The organism is Hyphomonas sp., from assembly GCF_017792385.1.
In the GTDB taxonomy this organism is placed as follows: Bacteria; Pseudomonadota; Alphaproteobacteria; order Caulobacterales; family Hyphomonadaceae; genus Hyphomonas.
In genome coordinates this window covers 485676-505902 of the sequence record NZ_CP051230.1, presented here as the reverse complement: position 1 = coordinate 505902, position 20227 = coordinate 485676, and the positions used below count along the sequence as shown (strand labels likewise).

20 protein-coding genes and 1 other RNA gene are annotated in these 20227 nt (G+C 60.8%); 12 read left to right on the top strand and 9 right to left on the bottom strand.

What is annotated here, in order from left to right; genetic code table 11:
* Positions 1-55 precede the first annotated feature (55 nt).
* Complete coding sequence (locus HF955_RS02475) at positions 56-1249, top strand: amino acid aminotransferase (protein ID WP_291077577.1); 1194 nt, start codon at positions 56-58, stop codon at positions 1247-1249.
* Here HF955_RS02475 and HF955_RS02470 read toward each other — a convergent pair.
* Entirely contained in the window at positions 1246-2169 is a 924-nt protein-coding gene (locus HF955_RS02470) for a thioesterase family protein (RefSeq protein ID WP_291077575.1), read from the bottom strand. The two genes, HF955_RS02475 and HF955_RS02470, sit on opposite strands and share 4 nt — an antisense overlap.
* Positions 2166-2645 carry a transcriptional repressor gene (locus HF955_RS02465; protein ID WP_291077573.1) on the bottom strand — a complete coding sequence of 160 codons (480 nt, stop codon included), beginning with the start codon at positions 2643-2645 and terminating at the stop codon, positions 2166-2168. Before HF955_RS02465 ends, HF955_RS02470 begins: the two co-directional genes overlap by 4 nt.
* A 129-nt stretch (positions 2646-2774) precedes the next feature.
* On the opposite strand from HF955_RS02465, the gene HF955_RS02460 reads away from it, so the two are divergent.
* Together HF955_RS02460 and HF955_RS02455 are read left to right on the top strand one after the other, a co-directional pair.
* On the top strand, positions 2775-3164 hold the full coding sequence (locus tag HF955_RS02460) for a MarR family transcriptional regulator (protein WP_027837217.1): 390 nt from the start codon (positions 2775-2777) through the stop codon (positions 3162-3164).
* A 24-nt stretch (positions 3165-3188) separates the two neighbouring features.
* The gene (locus tag HF955_RS02455; protein ID WP_291077570.1) at positions 3189-4037 is read left to right on the top strand and encodes an NlpC/P60 family protein; all 849 of its coding nucleotides are present in this window, start codon (positions 3189-3191) and stop codon (positions 4035-4037) included.
* A 10-nt stretch (positions 4038-4047) separates the two neighbouring features.
* Here HF955_RS02455 and HF955_RS02450 read toward each other — a convergent pair whose 3' ends face one another.
* Positions 4048-4923, bottom strand: a complete 876-nt coding sequence (locus HF955_RS02450) for a c-type cytochrome (protein WP_291077569.1) — start codon at positions 4921-4923, stop codon at positions 4048-4050.
* A 159-nt stretch (positions 4924-5082) separates the two neighbouring features.
* Here HF955_RS02450 and HF955_RS02445 point away from each other — a divergent pair, with 159 nt between their 5' ends.
* A complete protein-coding gene (locus tag HF955_RS02445) occupies positions 5083-5919 on the top strand; it encodes a prephenate dehydratase (protein ID WP_291077567.1) in 837 nt (278 codons plus the stop codon).
* Here the strand turns inward: HF955_RS02445 and HF955_RS02440 are convergent.
* Positions 5916-6809: a LysR family transcriptional regulator gene (locus HF955_RS02440; protein WP_291077565.1), complete on the bottom strand. Its 894-nt coding sequence runs from the start codon at positions 6807-6809 to the stop codon at positions 5916-5918. The two genes, HF955_RS02445 and HF955_RS02440, sit on opposite strands and share 4 nt — an antisense overlap.
* 184 nt (positions 6810-6993) lie before the next feature.
* Between HF955_RS02440 and HF955_RS02435 the strand changes: the two genes are divergently transcribed.
* Both HF955_RS02435 and HF955_RS02430 read left to right on the top strand, forming a co-directional pair.
* Positions 6994-7524, top strand: a complete 531-nt coding sequence (locus HF955_RS02435; RefSeq protein WP_291077563.1) for a hypothetical protein — start codon at positions 6994-6996, stop codon at positions 7522-7524.
* Positions 7525-7569: 45 nt separating this feature from the next.
* Positions 7570-8010: a YHS domain-containing (seleno)protein gene (locus HF955_RS02430; protein ID WP_367279769.1), complete on the top strand. Its 441-nt coding sequence runs from the start codon at positions 7570-7572 to the stop codon at positions 8008-8010.
* A 61-nt stretch (positions 8011-8071) separates the two neighbouring features.
* On the opposite strand, the gene HF955_RS02425 is transcribed toward HF955_RS02430, so the two are convergent.
* Together HF955_RS02425 and nudC are read right to left on the bottom strand one after the other, a co-directional pair.
* The gene (locus HF955_RS02425; protein ID WP_291077560.1) at positions 8072-8320 is read right to left on the bottom strand and encodes a hypothetical protein; all 249 of its coding nucleotides are present in this window, start codon (positions 8318-8320) and stop codon (positions 8072-8074) included.
* Between the two features lie 107 nt (positions 8321-8427).
* Positions 8428-9342: an NAD(+) diphosphatase gene (nudC, locus tag HF955_RS02420; RefSeq protein WP_291077558.1), complete on the bottom strand. Its 915-nt coding sequence runs from the start codon at positions 9340-9342 to the stop codon at positions 8428-8430.
* 162 nt (positions 9343-9504) lie between these two features.
* Here nudC and typA point away from each other — a divergent pair, with 162 nt between their 5' ends.
* Both typA and HF955_RS02410 read left to right on the top strand, forming a co-directional pair.
* Positions 9505-11337: a translational GTPase TypA gene (gene typA / locus HF955_RS02415; protein WP_291077556.1), complete on the top strand. Its 1833-nt coding sequence runs from the start codon at positions 9505-9507 to the stop codon at positions 11335-11337.
* 78 nt (positions 11338-11415) lie between these two features.
* Entirely contained in the window at positions 11416-11601 is a 186-nt protein-coding gene (locus tag HF955_RS02410) for a hypothetical protein (RefSeq protein WP_291077554.1), read from the top strand.
* A 10-nt stretch (positions 11602-11611) separates the two neighbouring features.
* Here the strand turns inward: HF955_RS02410 and HF955_RS02405 are convergent, their stop codons facing one another.
* On the bottom strand, positions 11612-12688 hold the full coding sequence (locus HF955_RS02405; RefSeq protein WP_291077552.1) for an acyltransferase: 1077 nt from the start codon (positions 12686-12688) through the stop codon (positions 11612-11614).
* Between the two features lie 170 nt (positions 12689-12858).
* The gene (locus tag HF955_RS02400; protein ID WP_291077550.1) at positions 12859-14946 is read right to left on the bottom strand and encodes a S9 family peptidase; all 2088 of its coding nucleotides are present in this window, start codon (positions 14944-14946) and stop codon (positions 12859-12861) included.
* A gap of 121 nt (positions 14947-15067) precedes the next feature.
* On the opposite strand from HF955_RS02400, the gene ffs reads away from it, so the two are divergent.
* An RNA gene (ffs, locus tag HF955_RS02395) (signal recognition particle sRNA small type) lies at positions 15068-15160 on the top strand.
* 15 nt (positions 15161-15175) lie between these two features.
* On the opposite strand, the gene HF955_RS02390 is transcribed toward ffs, so the two are convergent.
* A complete protein-coding gene (locus HF955_RS02390; RefSeq protein ID WP_291077548.1) occupies positions 15176-15691 on the bottom strand; it encodes a hypothetical protein in 516 nt (171 codons plus the stop codon).
* Positions 15692-16096: 405 nt separating this feature from the next.
* Between HF955_RS02390 and HF955_RS02385 the strand changes: the two genes are divergently transcribed.
* The 3 genes from HF955_RS02385 to HF955_RS02375 all read left to right on the top strand — a co-directional run bounded on the left by HF955_RS02385 (position 16097) and on the right by HF955_RS02375 (position 20216).
* Entirely contained in the window at positions 16097-17965 is a 1869-nt protein-coding gene (locus tag HF955_RS02385) for a ribonucleoside-diphosphate reductase subunit alpha (protein WP_291077547.1), read from the top strand.
* 339 nt (positions 17966-18304) lie between these two features.
* Positions 18305-19168, top strand: coding sequence for a lipid A-modifier LpxR family protein (locus HF955_RS02380; RefSeq protein WP_291077545.1), 864 nt, complete (start codon positions 18305-18307; stop codon positions 19166-19168).
* 46 nt (positions 19169-19214) lie between these two features.
* Positions 19215-20216 carry a lipid A deacylase LpxR family protein gene (locus HF955_RS02375; RefSeq protein WP_291077543.1) on the top strand — a complete coding sequence of 334 codons (1002 nt, stop codon included), beginning with the start codon at positions 19215-19217 and terminating at the stop codon, positions 20214-20216.
* The last annotated feature ends 11 nt before the right edge of the window (positions 20217-20227 follow it).

Sequence of the window (20227 nt, the reverse complement as noted above, 5' to 3'; positions counted from 1 at the left end):
ACGTCGGCAAGTGCCTAGGGTCCGCCGCGACTTCCCAGAAAAACGGATCTCCGACATGTCTCAATTCTCGACCCTGACCCCGATGCCCGCAGACGCGCTGCTGGGCCTGATGGCTGCCTATCGCGAAGACGATCGCGCGGAGAAATTCGATCTGGGCGTGGGTGTCTACAAGAATGATGCGGGCGAAACGCCGGTCATGTCAGCCGTCGCCAAGGCCGAGGCGATTCTCCTCGAATCCCAGACCACGAAAGTGTATGAAGGCCCGCGCGGCAATACAGACTATTGCGCCGCGATCGAAGCGTTTGTGTTCGGGGAGGGGGCTGCCGCCGTCACGGAAGGTCGCACGCTGTCCTTTACCGCACCGGGCGGATGTGGCGCACTGTTCCTCGGAACGGGCCTGATGAGCCGAATGGGCGTCAAGACAGTGTGGGTTTCGAACCCGACCTGGCCGAACCACCCCAATGTCGTGCGCTTCATGGGTCTGGACGTGGCCGAGTATCCCTATGCCGATCCGGAAACGGGCGAGCTGGACCTTGCCGCCATGCTGGCCGGGATCGACAAGGCCGAGCGCGGTGACGGCATCATCATTCAGGGGCCTTGCCACAATCCGACCGGTATCGACCTGACGGTTGAGGACTGGAAATCTGTTGGCGAACTGGTGAAGAAGAAGGGCCTGATTGCGATGCTGGACGTCGCCTATCATGGCTTTGCCAAAGGTCTGGACGAGGATGTGAAAGGCGTTCGCGCCTTTATCGATGCGGCGGGCGAGGCACTGATCTCCTATTCCTGCTCAAAGAATTTCGGACTCTACCGGGAACGTGCCGGGTGTTTCCTGGCAGTCGGTGAGACGGCCGAAGGCATCGCAGCGGCGTCGACCCATGTAGCGGCACTGGCGCGGGCGAGCTATTCCATGCCGCCCGCCCATGGCGCAGCCATCGTGGCGACCATCCTGAACAATGCGGAGCTGCGCGCTGAATGGGAGGCCGAGCTGACCCGGATGCGCGAGCGGATGATTTCCTTGCGCAAGGCGCTGGCGGATGCGCTGGTCGAGAAAACCGGGTCCAACCGGCTTGGCGCCGTTGCGAACCAGAATGGCATGTTCAGCCAGTTGCCCTTGTCCAAGGACGGAATCACGGCGATGCGCGAAAAGAGCGGCCTCTACATGCCGAATTCCGGGCGGATCAATATTGCTGGGCTGAACCTGAAAGATATTCCCGCAGTGGCCGGCATCATCGCCAGCGAAGCCTAGATCTCCAGCCCAGGCGCGGCCATCTCGCTCAGCTCCCGGATCATTTCCGGCGGGGCAGGGATGGCCTTGCGGGCGTCAAGATCCAGCGTAATCGCTGTGGCCTGCATGGTGGCCCAAGGCGTGCCATCTGCCGGGTTCATCATCCAGTGGATCAGATTGTGCGTCTTGCCCTGCGCGCCGCCAAAGGACGTGTACAGTTCATAGACATCCCCTGCGACCGGCATGGCATGGTAGCGCAACCTGTATTCGAGTACGGCTGCGCCCATCCGCAGGTCGCCGGCAGACTCCGCCACTTTCTTGCGCCAGTTGTAGAGGATGTTCGGCACGGAGTCCGACGTCCTGCCCAACATCCAGTAGGGATACATGCGTCCATGCACATCGAGGTGCTGGCGCGGGACAGCGCCACGGCCTGCCAGCGGTGCGCCGACGGCTTTCACGCGGTCCATCGTGATGTCCTCAATTGCAAGCCCCGCCACAGACATGTCGATCGAGCGCGGCGCAGATTCTTCCGGCGCAGTATCTATGAATTTCGGGAAGGCCGCCCGGGTGCGGGAACTCCAGGGGAAAGGCTTGCGCATGGTCGTGTCGACATGCAGCACACGCGTTCGCATGCAGGCGGCGAGCGTGCCATCACCATGCCGCAGTTCCTGATAGATCAGCGCGCTGTCCTCGTCGGCCTCCAGCACGCAGCCATTCATTGTCAGTGGTCGACCAGGCAGCACTTCCCGCACGAAGCGGATATGCTGATCGACGGGAATGATGGTTGAGGGGGATGAGTCCCGGAACGCATGCGGCATGCCCAGTTCAGGCGCAAAGGCGGCAAGTCCCTCCACCTGCTTCTCGACATAGACGCGCACATTCATGTGCCCCATCTCGTCGCAATCCCATTGATTGCAGCTCCCCCTCCACAATGTGATCATGCGGCGCAATCCCGACAGATGCCGCGCACTTCGATCACGGCGCGCTCCATCTTGAACCCGGCAGCCTCGGTTTCGGACCGCAGGGCGGAGCTGGTGGCCGTGGCGTGGAGTTCTTCTGCCCCATGGCAGGTGTCGCAGATCAGGAAAACGGCGGAGTGATTGTGGCTGGCATGTCCACAGGCGACATAGGCGTTGAGGCTCTCGATCTTGTGGGCCAGGCCGGTTTCCTGCAGGAAGTCGAGTGCCCGGTAGATTGTGGGCGGCTTGGCAGAGCCTTCGCCGTCCAGATTGGCCAGAAGATCATAGGCCTTTGCCGGAGCGGAGCTCTCCAGCAAGAGCCGCAGCACCTTGCGGCGGATACGTGTCATGCGCTGTCCGCGCCGCGCGACGAGCGTTTCTGCTTCCTTCAGGAAGGCATCCACATCCTGCGGGCTGCAGGGTGTATTGGCGTGAATATGACGGTGCGACTTGGCCATGTGGCCAATGTCGTGCGTTTCGGATCAATTGTGAAGGCCCCTGTCTCCAGCTTTACAGGACAAGGCCCCTAGACGGGTGTTGCAAATCACCCGAGATTCTCCGGACAGGCGAACAGTAGAGGTTTCAGGATGCAATTGTCCGAGCGCGAAGGTCTTGAATTGTGGAGACGCGCCGTCACGGCCTCTGTCCGCTCCGATGCGCCTGACCTGACAGCGCGGCAGCAGGCCATCCTGATGACAATTGCGCTGACTCCGGGGCCGCATACGGTTCGCGGACTGGCGGAACACCTCCATATCGCCAAACCAGCCGTCACGCGGGCACTGGATGCATTGGCGCGGCTCGATTTCATTCGTCGCATCAAGGATGATACCGATCTGCGGAATATCTTCATCGAGCGCACGCCCGAGGGCATGAAGTATTTGAGGTCCTTTTCCGGCCTTGTTCTTGCCGCAGCTTCCGGCAAGGATGATGCAGAACTGGCGCCCAAGCGCAGCGGCAAGGCGACCGCCGCCGCCTGACGCGCCCGACACGGGACTTCAGGCATGCCGACCTTTGATGACAAGCGACTGACACGCCCTGACGGGCAGCCGATGCCGTACCAGGTGACAGCCGGAATGGTGGCGGTGCGGGAAACGCCTATGCCGGACGGGCGGCTGGCAACACAGGCCCTGCACGGCGAGATCGTTGACGTGTTCCGTGAAGAGGGCGAGTTCGGCCTCGTCCAGTGCCGCCGCGACAGGTATTGCGGCTGGGTCCTGATGGAGGCGTTGTCAGCGCCAGTGTTGCCCGTGACGCACAAGGTGTCGTCGCTGAAGACCCATTGCTATGTCGATCCGGACCTGAAATCTGCGCCACGCTTCCTGTTAAGCCTTGGCGCGAGACTCAGTATCAGCGGCCGGGAAGGGGACTGGCTGCATGCTGATCGGGCCGGCTGGGTTCATGCCCGTCACGTCGCGCCGGTCGAAGCGCTTGAGGATGACCCGGCCAGCGTCGCCGAGCGGTTTCTCCAGACGCCGTATCTGTGGGGCGGGCGTGAAAGCCTCGGTCTCGACTGTACCGGACTGACGCAGCAGGCATTTGAGGCGGCCGGCGTGATGCTGCCACGTGACAGCGACATGCAGTTCGCATGGTGCGGGACCGATATACCCGATTGGCGCGCGCCAAATGCGCTTCGCCGGGGCGATCTTGTCTTCTGGAAAGGCCATGTAGGCATCATGACGGACAGTGAACGTCTGCTGCATGCCAATGCCTGGCACATGGCGGTCGCGGTCGAGCCACTGGAATCGGCAATCACCCGCATCGCAAACTATTACGCCGAGCCCATCGGGGCCCGGCGTATTGATGTTTCTTCGGAAAGGCAGTGCCGACCGGACTGGCTGTCCGGCCACTAGCGCGGAGTCGCTATTCGTTTTCTTCCTCGGTTTCCGTCGGAGCCAGTTCTTCGAAGGCATCCTCGGCCGCCTCGGTGGCGGAGTCTGCTGATTCCTCAACAGCCTCGGCGATGTCTGCCGGAATGGTGACGGTTTCGCCGACATCGCCATCATTCGGGCCCGTGCCATCGACGGAGTCGACGGTTTCCACTTCGCCCGTGGCCAGGGTCGGGTTCTCCATGTCGTCGACACCTTCTGCCGGGATCGTGGCCTCGACGGCATCGCCTTCCACGGCTTCTTCACCCGCTGCCGGCAGCGGATCCGGGAAAGCCGGAGGATTGTCGGTGTAGGACGCCAGATAAGCGATCACGTTGATGCGATCATCGTCGCGGCGCAGACCGGCAAAGGACATGGTCGTGCCGCGGGCATAGGCCGACGGATTGTACAGCCAGTCATTGAGCGCCTCATAGGTCCACGTACCGTCCATGCCGGACAGGGCCGCAGAATAGGCAAAGCCGTCATGATGTGCCTTTTCGGCGCCGACCGTATTGTAAAGGTTCGGTCCGGTGCCGTTCGGGCCGCCCTGCTCGATCGAATGGCAGGTGGTGCATTTGCCCTTGAAGGTACGCTCGCCGCGCGCAACATCGGCGCTGGCCAGCAGCAGGCCCAGGTCGAAGACTTCCTCTTCTTCGCCGCCGGTGCCGCCAGCATCAGCGACTTCAACGCAATATGCGAATTTCTCGCACATTTTTTCCGTCATGGAAGCCGGTTCAGCATGCTCTTCGCCATGGTGGGCGCCGTCGCCTTCACCACTGAAAACAATGCTGGAAAGTGTCTGCAGGGCGAAGACTCCGAGGGCTGTCGCAAGCAGCGCACCGAAAATCTTGTTGAGACCGAGTTCTCCCATGGAGGTATTCCTTCGAATCTGTCTGGTCATACGTCTTGGCGCGCGCCTTTTGGCACGCTAACGGGAAGCACACAATATAAAGGCTGTGCGTCACAGGGCTTCCCCCTTTCGTCGCGGCGATCCGACGCACATGTTTTGACCAAAAGAGGCAGAAATCCCATGACCGGCAAAATTGCGTACCAGGGCGAACCTGGTGCGAATTCACACATCGCCTGCAACGAGGCCTATCCGAATCTCGAACCGATGCCGTGCCGGACCTTCGAAGACTGTTTTGCTGCGGTAGAGCGCGGCGAGGCGGAATTGGCCATGATCCCGGTGGAGAACACGATTGCCGGTCGGGTGGGCGACATCCATTACCTGCTCCCCAATACCGAGCTGCAGATCGTGGGCGAATACTATCTGCCCATCCGGTTTCAGCTGATGGCACTGCCCGGCACCCGGCTGGAAGAGGTCAAGAAGGCGCGCTCGCATATCATGGGCCTCGGCCAGTGCCGGAATTTCCTGCGGGAGCATGGCATTGATTCGGTCACCGCGGCCGATACAGCAGGCGCAGCCCGGGAAGTGGCCGAACTGGGCAATCGCTCCATCGCTGCAATCGCGCCGCGGCTCGCGGCAGATGTGTACGGGCTGGAAATCCTGGCAGAGGATATCGAGGATGCTGCCCACAACACGACCCGGTTCGTCCTGATGTCGCGGGACCATTCGGATGTGGAAGCCCAGGACGGTCCGGCCAAGACCGCCTTCATGTTCGAGGTGCGCAACATTCCGGCCGCGCTTTACAAGGTGATGGGCGGTTTCGCGACCAATGGCATCAACATGACAAAGCTCGAGAGCTACATGGTCGGGGGCTCGTTCACGGCCACGCAATTCTATGCCGAGATCGAGGGCCATCCGGACGAGCGGCATGTGCAGCTCGCCCTGGAGGAACTGGGCTTTTTCTCGCAATCCCTGAAAATTCTGGGCGTTTTCCCAAGCGCCGGGCACACGGCGGACTAGTCGCAGGTCATCGCGGCCTTCAGCGCCTCGGTGACATGATCGGCGAACAGTTTCGTTTTTCCGCGCAGGCGTCCGGCCGTCCAGACGCAATTGACCGGCAGGCTTTCCATCTCCCAATCGGGCAGGATACGCACCAGCTGGCCTTCATTGACGCATCCGGACACCAGCCAGTTCGGCGCCATCAGTATGCCGAGCCCGGCTTGCGCTGCCTGGACCAGATTGTCTCCGCCCGAGGCGGCAAACGGGCCATCCACGCGCACGTTTACCTCTTCCTCACCGCGAGAGAGAGTCCAGTCGGAATACAGGCCTTTCCGGAACAGGACGGCGTCATGATCCGCCAGGTCCGCTGGCGCGGTTGGTGTGCCGCGGCGGGCCAGATAATCCGGGGATGCCCAGAGCGCCCGAGGCGTATCGGCCAGTTTCCGCATCATCAGGCGGGAGTCGCGCAACTGGCCGAAGCGGAAGGCCAGATCAATGGCTTCCTCCACAAGGTCGGTCAGCGCGTCATCGGAAATCACGTCAAAGCGGATTTTCGGGTATTTCTCCAGAAATGGCGGGATGGACGGGATGATCACACGGCGGGCAAACGAGTTCGAGCAGGAAATGCGCAGCAGGCCCACGGGTTCATGCTGCAGGCCGCGCGCTTCGGCTTCTGCCGATTCATAGTCTGCAATCAGGTCCACCGCACGCCGATAAAACCGCTCACCAGCCTCCGTCAGGCTGAGCGCCCGCGTGGTGCGCTGGAACAGGATGACATCCAGTTGGGCTTCGAGGTCCTGAATGCGACGGGACACCGTCGGCTGGCCCACGCCCAACGCCACCGCCGCTTTCGAAAAGCTGCCCGCCTCGGCGACCCGCACGAACAGTTTCATCGCATCGATCCGGTCCATCACGATCCCTCCTGCCAGACCGTTACCATTTAGGAACGCTCGGACGGTTTCGCGAGGCCTGATGTTTCAATTCACAAAATCGGTCCGCGTGGCTCACGCAAAAGTGGGCCGGGCTCACAGTGCATTGTTTTGAGGCGCCCCACGATCCGTGAGATACGGAGCACCGAAAGGGAGGACGCAAGTCATGCTGAACAAGATCAAGTCATATGCTCCGGTCGCGTACGCGGTGATCGCCGGCGCTGTGTTTCTGGACAGTCTGCGATTCAAATTCACCAATGCCCCGGAAACGCAGGTCATCTTCGGGAAACTTGACGCCTGGGCGGCCGGTTTCGGGGCAGGGGGGCTGTTCGACCAGACAGGCCTGTTCAGCCAATATGTCATCGGATCTGCGGAACTTGTTGCGTCCGCCTTGTTGTTAGTGGGCATCTTTCCCGCCTTGCGGCGTCTGCAGACACTCGGTGCCCTGATTGCAGTGGCCGTGATGACCGGGGCGGTCAGCTTCCACATGTTCACGCCTCTGGGAATTGATCCGAACAATGACGGTGGGGGCCTGTTCGCCATGGCGGTAACGGTCTGGCTGGCGTCGATTGCCTATCTAGTCTTCCACCGGGAAACGCTTGTGTCGATCCTGAAAGGCGTCGGGACAGCGATCCTTTCACGGCATCCCTCGCAATTGCCGGCCCAGTCGTCCCGTCCGCCGCTGGCGGCGGTCTGAAACCTCCAAATCCGGGAGTCCCATTCCATGAAAATCCGTTCCATGATGCTTGCTTTGGCCGTGTCCGGCCTGCCCCTGATCGCGGCCGCCCCTGCCGCCCGGGCTGAACCGCCGATCTATACGGGTGTGTTTTCCAACACCGCCCTTCAGGGGCATGATCCGGTTGCCTATTTCACCGAGGGCAAACCGGTGAAAGGCGATGAGGCCTTCACGACCGAATACATGGGCGTGGAGTTCAGGTTTGCGAGCGCGGCCAATCGCGATGCATTTCTGGCGGACCCTCAGGCCTATGCGCCGCAATATGGCGGATATTGCGCCTGGGCCATGGCGGACGGCAAGCATGCAAAGGGAGACGCGCGCCATTGGAGAATTGTCGATGGCAAGCTGTATCTGAACTACAACAAAAGCATCCAGAAGAAGTGGGACGCAGACATTCCCGGCTTCATTGAACGTGCCGATACCGAATGGTCCGACATCAACAAATAGACTGGATCAATAAAAAAACGGGCGGGATACCCGCCCGTTCCTGGTGCTGAAGGCCGCAACCCTATTTCTTCTTTGCGGGAGCCTTCTTCGCTGCCGGTTTGGTTGCTTTGGCAGCGGGCTTCCTGGCCGTAGCTGCAGCTTTGGGTGCGGCGGCTTTCCTGGCGGCCGGCTTTGCAGCGGCCTTTTTCGCGGCGGGCTTCGCTGCCGTCTTTGCAGCTGGCTTGGCCACGGTCTTGGCGGCGGGTTTCTTCACCGTTGCCTTCTTTGACTCGGCTTTCTTTGCCGGTTTCTTCAGAGTTGCTGTTGCCATGTCGGGTCTCCTGTAAATGGCAACCGTCAGACTAGATTGATTCGACGAAAATCAACTCCAAATTCGTGTCAGTCCGCAAGGGGATAGTCTGCGGTCAGATCAGCGCTTCAGGACCGCTCGGCCCACGTCTTCAGCAAGTGATGCGCGATGGCCATAGGAGGCGGACAGAACAGACGCGGATGTGTGCCGGCCAGCATCTGTCTGACGTCGTCGCGGCTGATCCATTCGGCCGATTCCAGTTCGGCAGGATCAATGGTGATATCCTCATTCTGGGCCTCAAGGATGAGGCCAACCATCAGTGAGGACGGGAATGGCCAGGGCTGGCAAGCCACGTATTCGGCGCTCGCAGGATCGCACACGATCCCGGCCTCCTCTTCCAGTTCGCGGGCAGCGGCCTGTTCAATCGTTTCTCCGGGCTCGCAGAAACCGGCAAGGCTGGAGACGAATCCGGCAGGCCAGTTGGCCTGGCGCCCGACCAGGCATCGGTCTCCTTTCACGGCCAGCATGATAGCGACCGGATCCGTACGCGGGAAATGCTCCGTGCCGCAGGACGGGCATTCGCGTTTCCAGCCCGCCTCGACCAGAGCCGTGCCCGATCCGCACTTTGCGCAGAAGCCGTGAGACCCGTGCCACATGAAGATGCTGCGAGCGGTCGAGGCGCAATTCGCTTCAAGCGGGCTCATGCGTCCGGCGGCGGCACGAAATTCGATGAAGTCGCCCGCGCCCGCCACCAGCGAGGTCTCGACATCGAATTTTGACGGAAGGTTCACGGCAAAAACGGGGGCTCCGTTCCTGTCCTTGCCAAGAAAAATCCGGGGGGATCCTGGAGATACCTGTTCGATTTCCGGTCCCATCCAGACGATTCCGCCTTCCCTGGACACAAATGGATCGCCGTTGCGCAGCATCAGGATCAGAACATCATCCTGCTTGAACGCAGAATCGAGCCAGGCGTCGTCCTTGCGATGATGGGCAGCCCGGTCGATGGGGTTTGCGGCAAGTGGCATGTCGTTCGAATTGGTCATGGAGCGGTCCTCTTCCTGCCGGGCTGACTAGCCGCCGGAAGCCCCATTTGTAAATGCGGTCCGCCACGGCAGGCGGCGGCCTGACAACAAGGCATAGCCAATCGGGGCGGGCCCGTGTATGTGCGCGGCAAAACAGCCTCCCTCCCGAAAGCATACCTTCCCATGTCCACGCCCATCGAGAAAATGCGCAACATCGCGATTATTGCCCACGTTGACCACGGCAAGACCACGCTCGTCGATGAATTGCTGAAACAGTCCGGCACGTTCCGCGAGAACGAGAAGACCGCCGAACGCATGATGGACTCCAATGATCTGGAGAAAGAGCGGGGGATCACGATCCTCGCCAAAACCACATCGGTCGAGTGGAATGGCTATCGCATCAACATCGTCGATACACCGGGCCACGCCGATTTCGGCGGTGAGGTCGAGCGTATCCTGGACATGGTGGATGGCGCCATCGTGCTGGTCGATGCGGCTGAGGGGCCGATGCCGCAAACGAAGTTCGTTGTGTCGAAGGCGCTCAAGGTCGGATTGCGCCCGATCGTGGCCGTCAACAAGATCGACAAGCCCGAGCGTCGTCCGGACGAGGTGGTGAATGAGGTGTTCGACCTGTTTGCCAATCTTGATGCGACGGACGAGCAGCTGGACTTCCCGATCCTCTACGGTTCGGCCAAGCAGGGCTGGATGGGGCTCGACTATGACAATCCGACCGAAAACATGGACGCCCTGTTCCAATTGGTCGTGGATCATGTGCCGGTCCCGAAAGTGGAAGAGGGGCCGTTCCGCTTCCTGGCCACGACGATCTCATCCGACCCGTTCCTTGGCCGGATCCTGACCGGGCGGGTCGCGTCGGGTACGGTGAAGCCGAACCAGTCGATCAAGGTTCTCAATCGCGAAGGCGAACTGGTCGAGCAGTGCCGGGTTTCGAAAGTGCTGGCATTCCGAGGGCTCGAGCGGGTGCCGGTGGATGAGGCCAATGCCGGGGACATCGTCTCGCTGGCTGGAACGACCAAGGCCAATGTGGCTGACACGTTCTGCGATACGTCTGTTACCGAACCGATGGCGGCCCAGCCGATTGATCCGCCAACCATCTCCATGACGTTCCGCGTCAACGATTCCCCGCTGGCCGGCACGGAAGGGTCCAAGGTCACCAGCCGGATGATCTGGGATCGCCTGCTCAAGGAAGCGGAAGGCAATGTTGCGCTGAAGGTGGAGCGCGCTGCCGACGCCGAGGCCTTCACAGTGTCCGGCCGGGGTGAGCTGCAGCTGGCCGTTCTGATCGAGACGATGCGCCGTGAAGGCTTCGAGCTTGGCGTCTCGCGCCCCCAGGTCGTGATGCAGGAAGGCCCGAATGGCGAGCGTCTGGAGCCGATCGAGGAAGTGGTCATCGATGTCGATGACGAGCATTCAGGCGTCGTTGTCCAGAAGCTGTCGGAACGCAAGGCCGACATGCTGGACATGCGTCCGTCCGGTGTGGGCCGCACGCGCATGATCTTCCACGCGCCGACACGCGGCCTGATCGGGTATCAGGGCGAGTTGCTGTCCGATACGCGCGGCACAGCCATCATGAACCGGGTGTTCCATGACTATCAGCCGCACAAGGGCAAGATCCAGGGCCGTCATACCGGCGTTCTGATCGCCATGGATCAGGGGGAGGCTGTCGCCTTTGCGCTCTGGAATCTGGAAGATCGCGGCCCGATGATGATCCATCCCGGCGACAAGGTGTATGGCGGCATGATCATCGGCGAGCACAATCGCGACAATGACCTGGAAGTGAACGTTCTGAAGGGCAAGAAGCTGTCCAACGTGCGTGCATCCGGCACCGATGAAGCGGTGCGCCTGACGCCGCCACTGCAGATGACGCTGGAAAAGTCGCTGGCCTATATTGCCGATGATGAACTCGTCGAGGTGACACCCGAGAACATCCGCCTGCGCAAGGTCCATCTGGACCCGCACGAGCGCAAGCGTGCGGCCAAGGCGAACGCTGACGCGTAATTGCCGCCTGCCCGGCGGGAACCGGGCGGGGCGGTCAACGTTGTGTCTCCAGGTCTGCCACCAGCACTGGAGCACACAATGTCATCTTTCGGACTTTACCTGATCGGCTTTATTATCCTGATCGCAGGGCTGGCCTATGCCGCCTATCTTGTTGGCGCGCCGCCCGTCTGGATCGGCGTCGGGGCCATCATCCTGATCGGGTTCGGCATCATCAGCGGTGTGGCCCGTACCCGTCGGCGCGACGAGACCGCCACAAGCGAGTGATCCCGCCCGATCAGGCCGCTGCCTGTCCCGGTGGCGGCTGAGTATTGCGCACGGATTTTGGCGGCAGGTTGGACAGGTGCAGTGACTTCCTGAGCCAGCTGTTCGTCGGTGTTTCGAAATAGCGGAAGCTGAGATAGGCCAGCGCCGTTGTGACAGGCAGGATCACCAGGAACATCAGCGACGTGGCGACCCAGTCATTGCCGGTTATCTTGAAGGCAACCACACCCACGACCGGGATCAGCAGTGGATGGATCAGGAAGACGCCATAGCTGATCTTGCCGCCGATCGACACGACCTGACTTGTCAGCGGCTTGCGGAACAAATCCTGCCCGGCGCAGGCGAAGACAACGAGAGCGCTCGGGGGAGCGTAGGTTGCGATCTTGCCCCAGCCCGTCCAGTTCAGTTTCATGGCGAGGGCAAAGCCTGCCATGCCCAGCAGGATGAAGGGCCACATTGGCGTGCGCCGGACAAAGTCCTGCACTTCGGACTGGCGCAGCAGCAGGCCGATGATGCAGCCCATCGCAAATTCCAGCAGGATCGGATCGCCATAAAAGGCCCGGTATGCACCGGCCGGCAACAGGCTGGCCCCGGCGATTACGCCCAGCGTCATCACAATGGCTCCGGGGACCTGGAACCGTTCCGGAATGAGCAGGGACAGCGAGAACAGCAGATAGAACAGCATGATATAGCCGAGCGTCCAGCCAACAAACAGGATCGGCTGGATGTCGCTGCCCAGATCATAGTGGGGCAGGAACAGGTAGCTGCTGATGATGGAAGACAGACCCGTGTCCGCATCATGGAACAGCCAGGGCCGTGTCAGGGCCAGGATCAGCGCCAGGGTCGTGGTCGCCCAATACAGCGGGACAATGCGGACGGTCCGCTTCATCATGAAGTTCAGGGGCGTGTCGTCCGGGCGTGTGATGTAGACAAGAATGAACCCGCTGATTGCCAGAAACAGGTGAAATCCTGGTGAGGCTGAAAACGACAGATGGACCGTGTCGGAATGCGCGTTGACGAATTCACGGATGTGAAAAATCAGGATTGCAAAACAGGACAGCGTCCTGAGCAGGTTGATGCTGTTAAGCATGACCGCTCCCCTCACCGATAATGTTCGCACGGATCATGCAAGACAGGTGCCGGAGAAGGCGGGCGTTCAGGAATCCCTGAATCTGCAAGGATTTATGCAGGAGGAGAGGGGAGCCTCTGGAAAGAAAGACAGCGCCCGATCTTCGGGCGCTGTCTGGATGCGGGCGTGACCTATTCGTCTGTGCCGGATTTGGACTCTGACTTCGCCGGATCGAATTTCGCGAACCAGCCCATGATATTGTCCGTCTTGGCGATCAGGCGGCTCGGCCGGCCTGCAATATAGTGGGATGCGCCGGGCACCCGGATCAATGCCGTCTCGACGTCATTCATCTTCAGGGCCGTGTAGAATTGCTCCGCCTCCCAGGCAGGTGTGCGCCAGTCTTCCTCGCCCACCATGACCAGGGTCGGGGTGACAATCTGATCGACATAGGAAATCGGGGACAGGGACAGGAAGGCTTCCGGATTGGTCCACGGATCTTCCCGGATCCAGTGCCTGCGCACATATTGCGAAATGTCGCTCGCCATGGCCATGGTCATCCAGTTGATGACCGGCTTGACCGACGCGGCGGCCGCAAACCGGTCCGTCCGGGTGACGATCCAGGCCGTCAGGATGCCGCCACCGGATCCGCCGGTGACAAACAATCTGTCCGGATCGACATAGTTGCGTGCGACGAGGTCATCGACCACGCTCATCAGGTCGTCATAGTCATGCCCCGGATAGGCGCGATCAATGGCCTGGGCAAACTCTTCTCCGTACCCGGTTGATCCTCGCGGATTGACATAGACCGTGACATAGCCTTCAGCAGCGTATCTCTGGATTTCGCTGGCAAAGAAGGGGCCGTACATCGAGAACGGACCGCCATGGATTTCGAGGATCAGCGGGAAGGATCCATTTGCCTCGAAATCCGGGGGCAGGGCGACCCATGCCTCGATCTCGCGGCCATCATGGCTTGAAGCCACTTTCAGTTCCTCCAGCGGGGCCATGTCGAGATAGGGGAGGACATCGGAATTGAGGTCTGTCAGCACACGGCCCTCGCGGCCGTCCGAACGGATCGCGGCGATCTCGGACGGGCGGTCGGAGAAACCGGCAGTGTAGGCGATCTGTTCCCGGCGGCCATCCCGGGCGACGGAGAAACTGCCCCCGGCATAGGGGCGGCCAATGCTTGTGCCGCCGATACCGGTTGCCACCTGGGTCATCCGGCCCTGAAGGTCGGTTTCGTTCAGTGTCAGGACCCCATGATCCTCAAACAGGACATACAGGCTCTTGCCATCCGGTGCCCATTCGATCTGGCTCGGCGAACCGGGAAAGTCGGGCGCGAGTTCGCGGACATTCGAGCCGTCGGCCGCCATCAGATAGAGATTGTTCTGCTGATAGGATTTCTCTTCGTCATCATACCCACGAAAGGCAATCATTTGCCCATCCGGGGAGGGGACGGGCGAGTGATCCGGGCCATTGCGAGAGGTAAGCGGCCGGATCGACAGGTCCGACAGCTCGACCGCATAGATTTCGCTCTCGACCGGGTCCATGTCGCGGTCTTCGGCCTGATTGCCGGAGACGAGCAGCGTGTCATTGTCCAGCCAGGCGGGACCGGAGAGATCCGCGTCCCCCTGCGTGACCTGACGCGGTGTTCCGCCTTCGGCCGGCAGCACGAACACATGGGTCGCGCCATCCTCGAGATATCCCTGACCGTCAAAGCGGAAGGTCAGATCGTCAATCACCTTGACCGGATCCGACCATTCGGCCCCTTCGGGCGCCTTGGGCGGCGTTGCGAAGCCCGGCTTTTCGCCGGGTACGAACATGGAGAAGGCGATGTGGCGACCATCCGGTGACCAGGTTGCGCCGGAGGGCGACTTCGGCAACTGGGCCAGGGCATGGGAAAGACCGGTGTCCATGTAGACCACTTTCAGTTCGGGCTTGCCCTTGGCCGTGCTGGTGTAGAGCACGCGCGAGCCATCCGGCGACCAGCGCGGCGCGCCAGCGCTGCCTTCCGCGCCCAGCAAGGGGCGCTGTGTGCCTGTTTCGGTATTGATGACCCAGAGATGACCGGTGTCGCGGTCCTTCATCTTGTCCATGCTGTGGCGCACATACAGGATGGATTTGGCATCGGGCGAGATCTGCGGGTCCGTCGCGTACTCGATGTCGAACACGCGTTCGGCTGTGAACCGCTTGCTGTCGGCTGTCGTCTCGTCGGCGTGAGCGGATGGGAACGCCAGGGCGATCGCCAGCGCGGCCGCCGTGCTTGATAGGTATCGTTTCATGAATGTGTCCTCCAAAAACCCTGTCGCGGGACGCTAACACGGGATTTGCGGAGGGGGTAAGTGAAACAGGGTGTGGCCAGGCCTTGCGCTGTGGCGCCGCCGGAAGCATATAGGCCACAGGAGGCAGGCGGCGGACGGGTCGCTCGCCAACCGGGTCAGGTCGGGAACGAAGCAGCCCCAACGAGTTTTCGCCCGGGTCGCTCGCCTGTCTCCGCCTTCACGTGCCGTATCAGCCGAGGCTCTTCAGGTCGACGCCGCTTTCGAGGCTCAGCCTCAGGCGGGCGAGCGTGCGGAACACCGAGAAACTCAGCTTGGCGCGTTCAAGCACATACTGGTCACGGTTCAGCCGGGGGGCGAGCAGGCTGGTCTCCTGCAGGTGCAGCAAGTGACGGCCATCCTTCTGGGGAATGATGGTGAACTCGCTGGCCGATTCGAGCACCGCCAGTTCCTCGCTCCAGGCGCGGGGAGTGGTGCGATAGCAATACCGCTTGTTTGGGCGCGACTCGGTCACCTCGAACACCAGCGGCGTATCGGGCAGGTCCGGTGCCGACGCTTCGAAGATATCATAGGCCGGATTGCCGTCACCGAAGGCGAAGCCGCGTTCGCGAAGGGCGTTGCGCGGCGAGGCAAGATCCAGCTTGTCGAAGATCGCCGCCGCGCTGGCGTCGATGATGGTCTCCCCATCATTCACGATCGGCGCGTTGGCCCAGTCCTGGAATGTGTGATTCTTGAGCCAGTTGAGCATGACAGCCTCGAGGGTCTGAATTGTGGATATCCCCACAATGCACGGGGCTGGTTAGCGATTACCCCAATGCGGACGGGCAATCGGTTGCGATCCGGTTAGATTGCGTTAACGGAATCGCGGTCGCTTGGGACCTGGCCGGACACAAACCGGTCGGTTCGGACCTGTGTCCCTGACACAGAATTGTGCAGTTGCAAAAAGGCCAATGGTGGCGGGCAATCGATGGGTGTGTTAACCACTCGTTAACCAGAATTCCACGGCAAATTTGACGAATTTGAGACTTGTCCCGTTGACCCGATATTAACCTTCAGACACTATATGTTGTGTCAGGAACGGGGTTGAGAGCAATATCTGGCTTTCAGGGGCTTCCGGACCTATATTTATCTATTGATTCTGGAGGGCTGCTCTATGTCTGCAACCGAGGCCAAAACTGTGTCTGAAGCCGCCACGCGCAAGGGAAAGCCCAAGGCGGGTGCGGAAGGCATGCTGCGCCTTGTTGAGGGCACGCCAATCCAGATTGATCCGTCGCGCGATTCCCTGCTGACCGAGTTCGGCAAGAAGACGCTGCAGGATCGTTATCTTCTGCCCGGTGAATCCTATCAGGACATGTTCGCGCGCGTCTCGATGGCCTTTGCCGACGACACCGAGCATGCGCAGCGCCTGTATGACTACATGTCCCAGCTGTGGTTCATGCCGGCCACTCCGGTCCTGTCGAATGGCGGCGCAGCGCGCGGCCTGCCGATTTCCTGCTTCCTGAACCAGGTTGGTGACTCGCTTGACGACATTGTCGAAACCTGGACCGAGAATGTCTGGCTGGCGTCCAATGGCGGCGGCATCGGCACTTATTGGGGCAATGTCCGGTCGATCGGTGAAAAGGTCGGCCAGAACGGTCAGACGTCCGGCATCATCCCGTTCATTCGCGTCATGGACTCCCTCACGCTGGCAATCAGCCAGGGGTCACTCCGCCGTGGTTCGGCTGCTTGCTACATCGATGTGCACCATCCGGAAATCGAGGAATTCCTGGAAATCCGGAAGGCGTCGGGCGACTTCAACCGCAAATCCCTGAACCTGCATCACGGCATCAACATCACGGACGATTTCATGGAAGCCGTGAAGAATGATGAGGAATACGGCCTGATCAGCCCGAAATCCGGCGAGGTGATCCGCACGATCAATGCACGCAAGCTGTGGCAGAAGATTCTCGAGCTGCGCATGCAGACGGGTGAGCCCTATCTCCTGTTCACCGACACGGTGAACAATGCGATGCCGGCCCACCAGCGCAAGCTGGGCCTGAAGGTGACGCAGTCCAATCTCTGCTCCGAGATCACGCTGCCCACGGGGATCGACCATGCCGGGCAGGACCGGACGGCCGTCTGCTGCCTGTCTTCGGTCAATGCCGAGAAATTCATGGAATGGTCCAAGGACGAGAACTTCCTGGAAGACATCTTCCGCTTCCTCGACAATGTCCTGGAAGACTTCATCGAGCGTGCGCCGCCGGAAATGTCCCGCGCCGTCTACTCCGCCAAGCGCGAGCGCTCGGTCGGCCTCGGCCTCATGGGCTTCCATTCCTTCCTGCAGACGATGAATGTGCCGCTGGAAAGCGCCATGTCGAAAGTCTGGAACGAAAAGATGTTCAAGCACATCCGTCAGGGCGCCGACGCAGCATCGGTCAAGCTCGCCAAGGAGCGTGGCCCCTGTGAAGATGCACGCGATGTGGGCATGATGGCCCGCTTCAGTCACAAGATGGCTGTCGCGCCAACGGCGTCGATCTCGATCATCTGTGGCGGCACGTCTGCCGGCATCGAACCGATCCCGGCGAACGTCTACACGCACAAGACGCTGTCCGGCTCCTTCACGGTGAAGAACCAGCAGCTGCAGCGCCTGCTGGCCAGCAAGGACATGGACACCGACGAAGTCTGGACCTCTATTCTCGAACATGAAGGCTCGGTGCAGCATCTCGACTGCCTCGACGATCACGAGAAGTCCGTGTTCAAGACGGCCTTCGAGATCGATCAGCGCTGGATCATCGAACTCGCTGCCGACCGTACGCCCTATATCTGCCAGTCGCAGTCGCTGAACCTGTTCCTGCCGGGTGATATCGCCAAGTGGGACCTTCACATGCTGCACTGGACGGCGTGGGAGAAGGGACTGAAGTCGCTCTATTACTGCCGTTCCAAATCGGTGCAGCGGGCCGCATTTGCCGGATCGGAAAAGTCGTCCGCACAGAAGATGGACACGCCAAACACCGACTATGACGAGTGCCTGGCCTGCCAGTAGACGTTCAACGCTGGATAGCGCTTGAGAATCAGCCGGCGTCCCCCTCGGGGCGCCGGTTTTTTGTGCACGGCGTGGATGTGCCAAGCGCCTGACCGCGAAGCCCGACTGATTTTCCCGATATTTTACAGCGCGTTAACGCGATTTCGATCTGAAATAAGGCGACATGCCTCCCAAAAACCGCAATTTTTCCGGGTTCTGGAACAAAAACTACAGAGCGGAGTTGAGAGCGTGGAAATTAATGTTTTTCGACCGAATGGCGTTTGGGGCTGGCGAGCTCTTTATGATAAGTTAAGCGTCAAACGGTCTAATTCTTGAGAGAGACGGCTCAGGGATTAAGACATGCGAGGTTTGAGGCAGATGGTGTTTGCAATTTCAACCGCAGTCGTCACGATGGCGTGCCAGGGATGTGTTTCCACCTCCCCGCACGATCAGGTGCGGTCCGAACCGGTTGCCCCGCCTACGCTGGGCATGCAGATGGCGGCACCCGCCAATTACGGAACCAGCGCGACTGTACCTGCAGCGCCTTCTGTTCATGTGTACAGCTCCGAGCCGACCCGTTTCAGCGGCGTGCCCCTCGGCACGACAAATTCCATCGCCAGCCAGATCCTGTCCGAAGAGCCGGTTGATTTCAGCGCGTCCACGGCTGCAAGCCTGAGCGTACCGAACAATACGCGCATCGACTGGGGCAGCAATGACACGCTGGTCGCTGTCGCCGCCGAACGCAGTCGGGCTGCACTGTCGCGGCCCGGCCAGATTGAGAAAGATATCGCAGCCGAAATCGCCATTTCCGCACCGAAGGAAGTCACCGGCCTGAATTTCGACGTCGGCGTTGCGCCGCGCATCGCGGTCCGGGAAGAGGGGGACATCCTGACACGCCGCGTCGGCGGTGAAGTGCGGATTGGTCAGGATTTCGACATTCTTGACCGCAACGGACAGCCGCAGGGTTGGTATATCTTTGCCGGAGCAGACGGTGAGGCGCTTGTCTGGGACGCTGATGCCAGCGGGTTCCGGCCGAGCCTGGGGGACATGTCCCTCACCGACCAGGTCACTGTGGGTGATATGCAGGCAGGCGTGTCTGTCCAGCGCGGCGGTGGCGAGCTTTCGCTGAGCTATATCCGCCGCGAAGTGAAATATTCTGACCGCAATGTGAGCATCAGTGAAACGGAAGATTTCGCAGGTGTCAGTTTCACGATGCGTCGTTAACTGGTAATCGGAGCCGATGCAGGCTCGATTCCCAACCCTCCGAACCATGACATTCCTGGCGGTGTGCCTGAGTGTGCCCGTGGCGCATGCTCAGGATAACCAGCCGACCGTCCCCCGGAAACCGGCGGTCGTGTCCTTTTCCACCGAGAACGACTTCTTTGGTGGCGGAACAGACCGCAATTATTCCAATGGCTTGCGCATCGAGCGCGTGTCCGGCGCAGACAATGTCCATCCGGGCCTGGAATGGGTGGCCCACAGGCTGCCCTGGATCGATCTGGACAGGACAGAGCTGCGGCAGGGGTTCGCACTCTCCCACGCCATTTTCACGCCGGAAGACACGCAAGCCTTTGTTCCTGACCCGACCGACCGGCCCTATGCCGCCTGGCTCGCCCTGTCATCAACTGTGGCCGCCAGCAGTGCGCATACGCAGGATACGCTTCAGGTCAATCTGGGGATTGTCGGCCCTTCCGCTGCAGGAGAGTTTGTACAGAACACCTGGCACGAGATCATTGGCGCGCCCACCGCGAAGGGCTGGGACTATCAATTGAAGGACGAGCCGGGCGTGGAGATCATCGCGCAGCGCCTCCAGCTGTTCGACGGACCGGATTTGCCCCTCGGGCTCAAGACAGACTTTGGCGCGCACGTCGCCGTCGCACTCGGCAATGTGCGGACCTATGGGGCAACCGGACTGACGGCCCGGATCGGCTGGGATCTCGATTCCAGTTTCGGCCCGCCACGCATTCGACCGGCCCTGTCAGGGGCAGGGGAGTTTGTGCCGGGTACGGCGGATGATCCGGTCGGCGGATATTTCTTTGTCGGTGTGGACGGACGGGCGATCGCGCGGGACATGTTCCTTGATGGAAACCTCTGGCGAGACGGGCCCAGGGTCGAAGACCGCCGCACAGTGGTGGGCGACCTGCAAGCCGGCGTCGCGATCCATTACCGGAGTGTCCAGCTGGCCTTCACATTTGTGAACCGGACCGAAGAGTTCGTGCGCCAGGACGGTCCCCAGCGCTTTGGCGCGCTCTCCATCAGCATTTCCCGCTAGGCCTTCGTTTC

Bases quoted from the DNA above. Each gene is read 5' to 3' on its own strand.
- HF955_RS02385 (WP_291077547.1), top strand. From the start codon at position 16,097: ATGTCTGCAACCGAGGCCAAAACTGTGTCTGAAGCCGCCACGCGCAAG.
- HF955_RS02375 (WP_291077543.1), top strand. From the start codon at position 19,215: ATGACATTCCTGGCGGTGTGCCTGAGTGTGCCCGTGGCGCATGCTCAG.
- HF955_RS02460 (WP_027837217.1), top strand. From the start codon at position 2,775: ATGCAATTGTCCGAGCGCGAAGGTCTTGAATTGTGGAGACGCGCCGTC.
- HF955_RS02450 (WP_291077569.1), bottom strand. From the start codon at position 4,923: ATGGGAGAACTCGGTCTCAACAAGATTTTCGGTGCGCTGCTTGCGACA.
- HF955_RS02390 (WP_291077548.1), bottom strand. From the start codon at position 15,691: ATGCTCAACTGGCTCAAGAATCACACATTCCAGGACTGGGCCAACGCG.
- HF955_RS02440 (WP_291077565.1), bottom strand. From the start codon at position 6,809: ATGGACCGGATCGATGCGATGAAACTGTTCGTGCGGGTCGCCGAGGCG.
- nudC (WP_291077558.1), bottom strand. From the start codon at position 9,342: ATGACCAATTCGAACGACATGCCACTTGCCGCAAACCCCATCGACCGG.
- HF955_RS02465 (WP_291077573.1), bottom strand. From the start codon at position 2,645: ATGGCCAAGTCGCACCGTCATATTCACGCCAATACACCCTGCAGCCCG.
- HF955_RS02475 (WP_291077577.1), top strand. From the start codon at position 56: ATGTCTCAATTCTCGACCCTGACCCCGATGCCCGCAGACGCGCTGCTG.
- HF955_RS02410 (WP_291077554.1), top strand. From the start codon at position 11,416: ATGTCATCTTTCGGACTTTACCTGATCGGCTTTATTATCCTGATCGCA.
- typA (WP_291077556.1), top strand. From the start codon at position 9,505: ATGTCCACGCCCATCGAGAAAATGCGCAACATCGCGATTATTGCCCAC.
- HF955_RS02405 (WP_291077552.1), bottom strand. From the start codon at position 12,688: ATGCTTAACAGCATCAACCTGCTCAGGACGCTGTCCTGTTTTGCAATC.
- HF955_RS02445 (WP_291077567.1), top strand. From the start codon at position 5,083: ATGACCGGCAAAATTGCGTACCAGGGCGAACCTGGTGCGAATTCACAC.
- HF955_RS02425 (WP_291077560.1), bottom strand. From the start codon at position 8,320: ATGGCAACAGCAACTCTGAAGAAACCGGCAAAGAAAGCCGAGTCAAAG.
- HF955_RS02470 (WP_291077575.1), bottom strand. From the start codon at position 2,169: ATGATCACATTGTGGAGGGGGAGCTGCAATCAATGGGATTGCGACGAG.
- HF955_RS02380 (WP_291077545.1), top strand. From the start codon at position 18,305: ATGCGAGGTTTGAGGCAGATGGTGTTTGCAATTTCAACCGCAGTCGTC.
- HF955_RS02435 (WP_291077563.1), top strand. From the start codon at position 6,994: ATGCTGAACAAGATCAAGTCATATGCTCCGGTCGCGTACGCGGTGATC.
- HF955_RS02455 (WP_291077570.1), top strand. From the start codon at position 3,189: ATGCCGACCTTTGATGACAAGCGACTGACACGCCCTGACGGGCAGCCG.
- HF955_RS02430 (WP_367279769.1), top strand. From the start codon at position 7,570: ATGCTTGCTTTGGCCGTGTCCGGCCTGCCCCTGATCGCGGCCGCCCCT.
- HF955_RS02400 (WP_291077550.1), bottom strand. From the start codon at position 14,946: ATGAAACGATACCTATCAAGCACGGCGGCCGCGCTGGCGATCGCCCTG.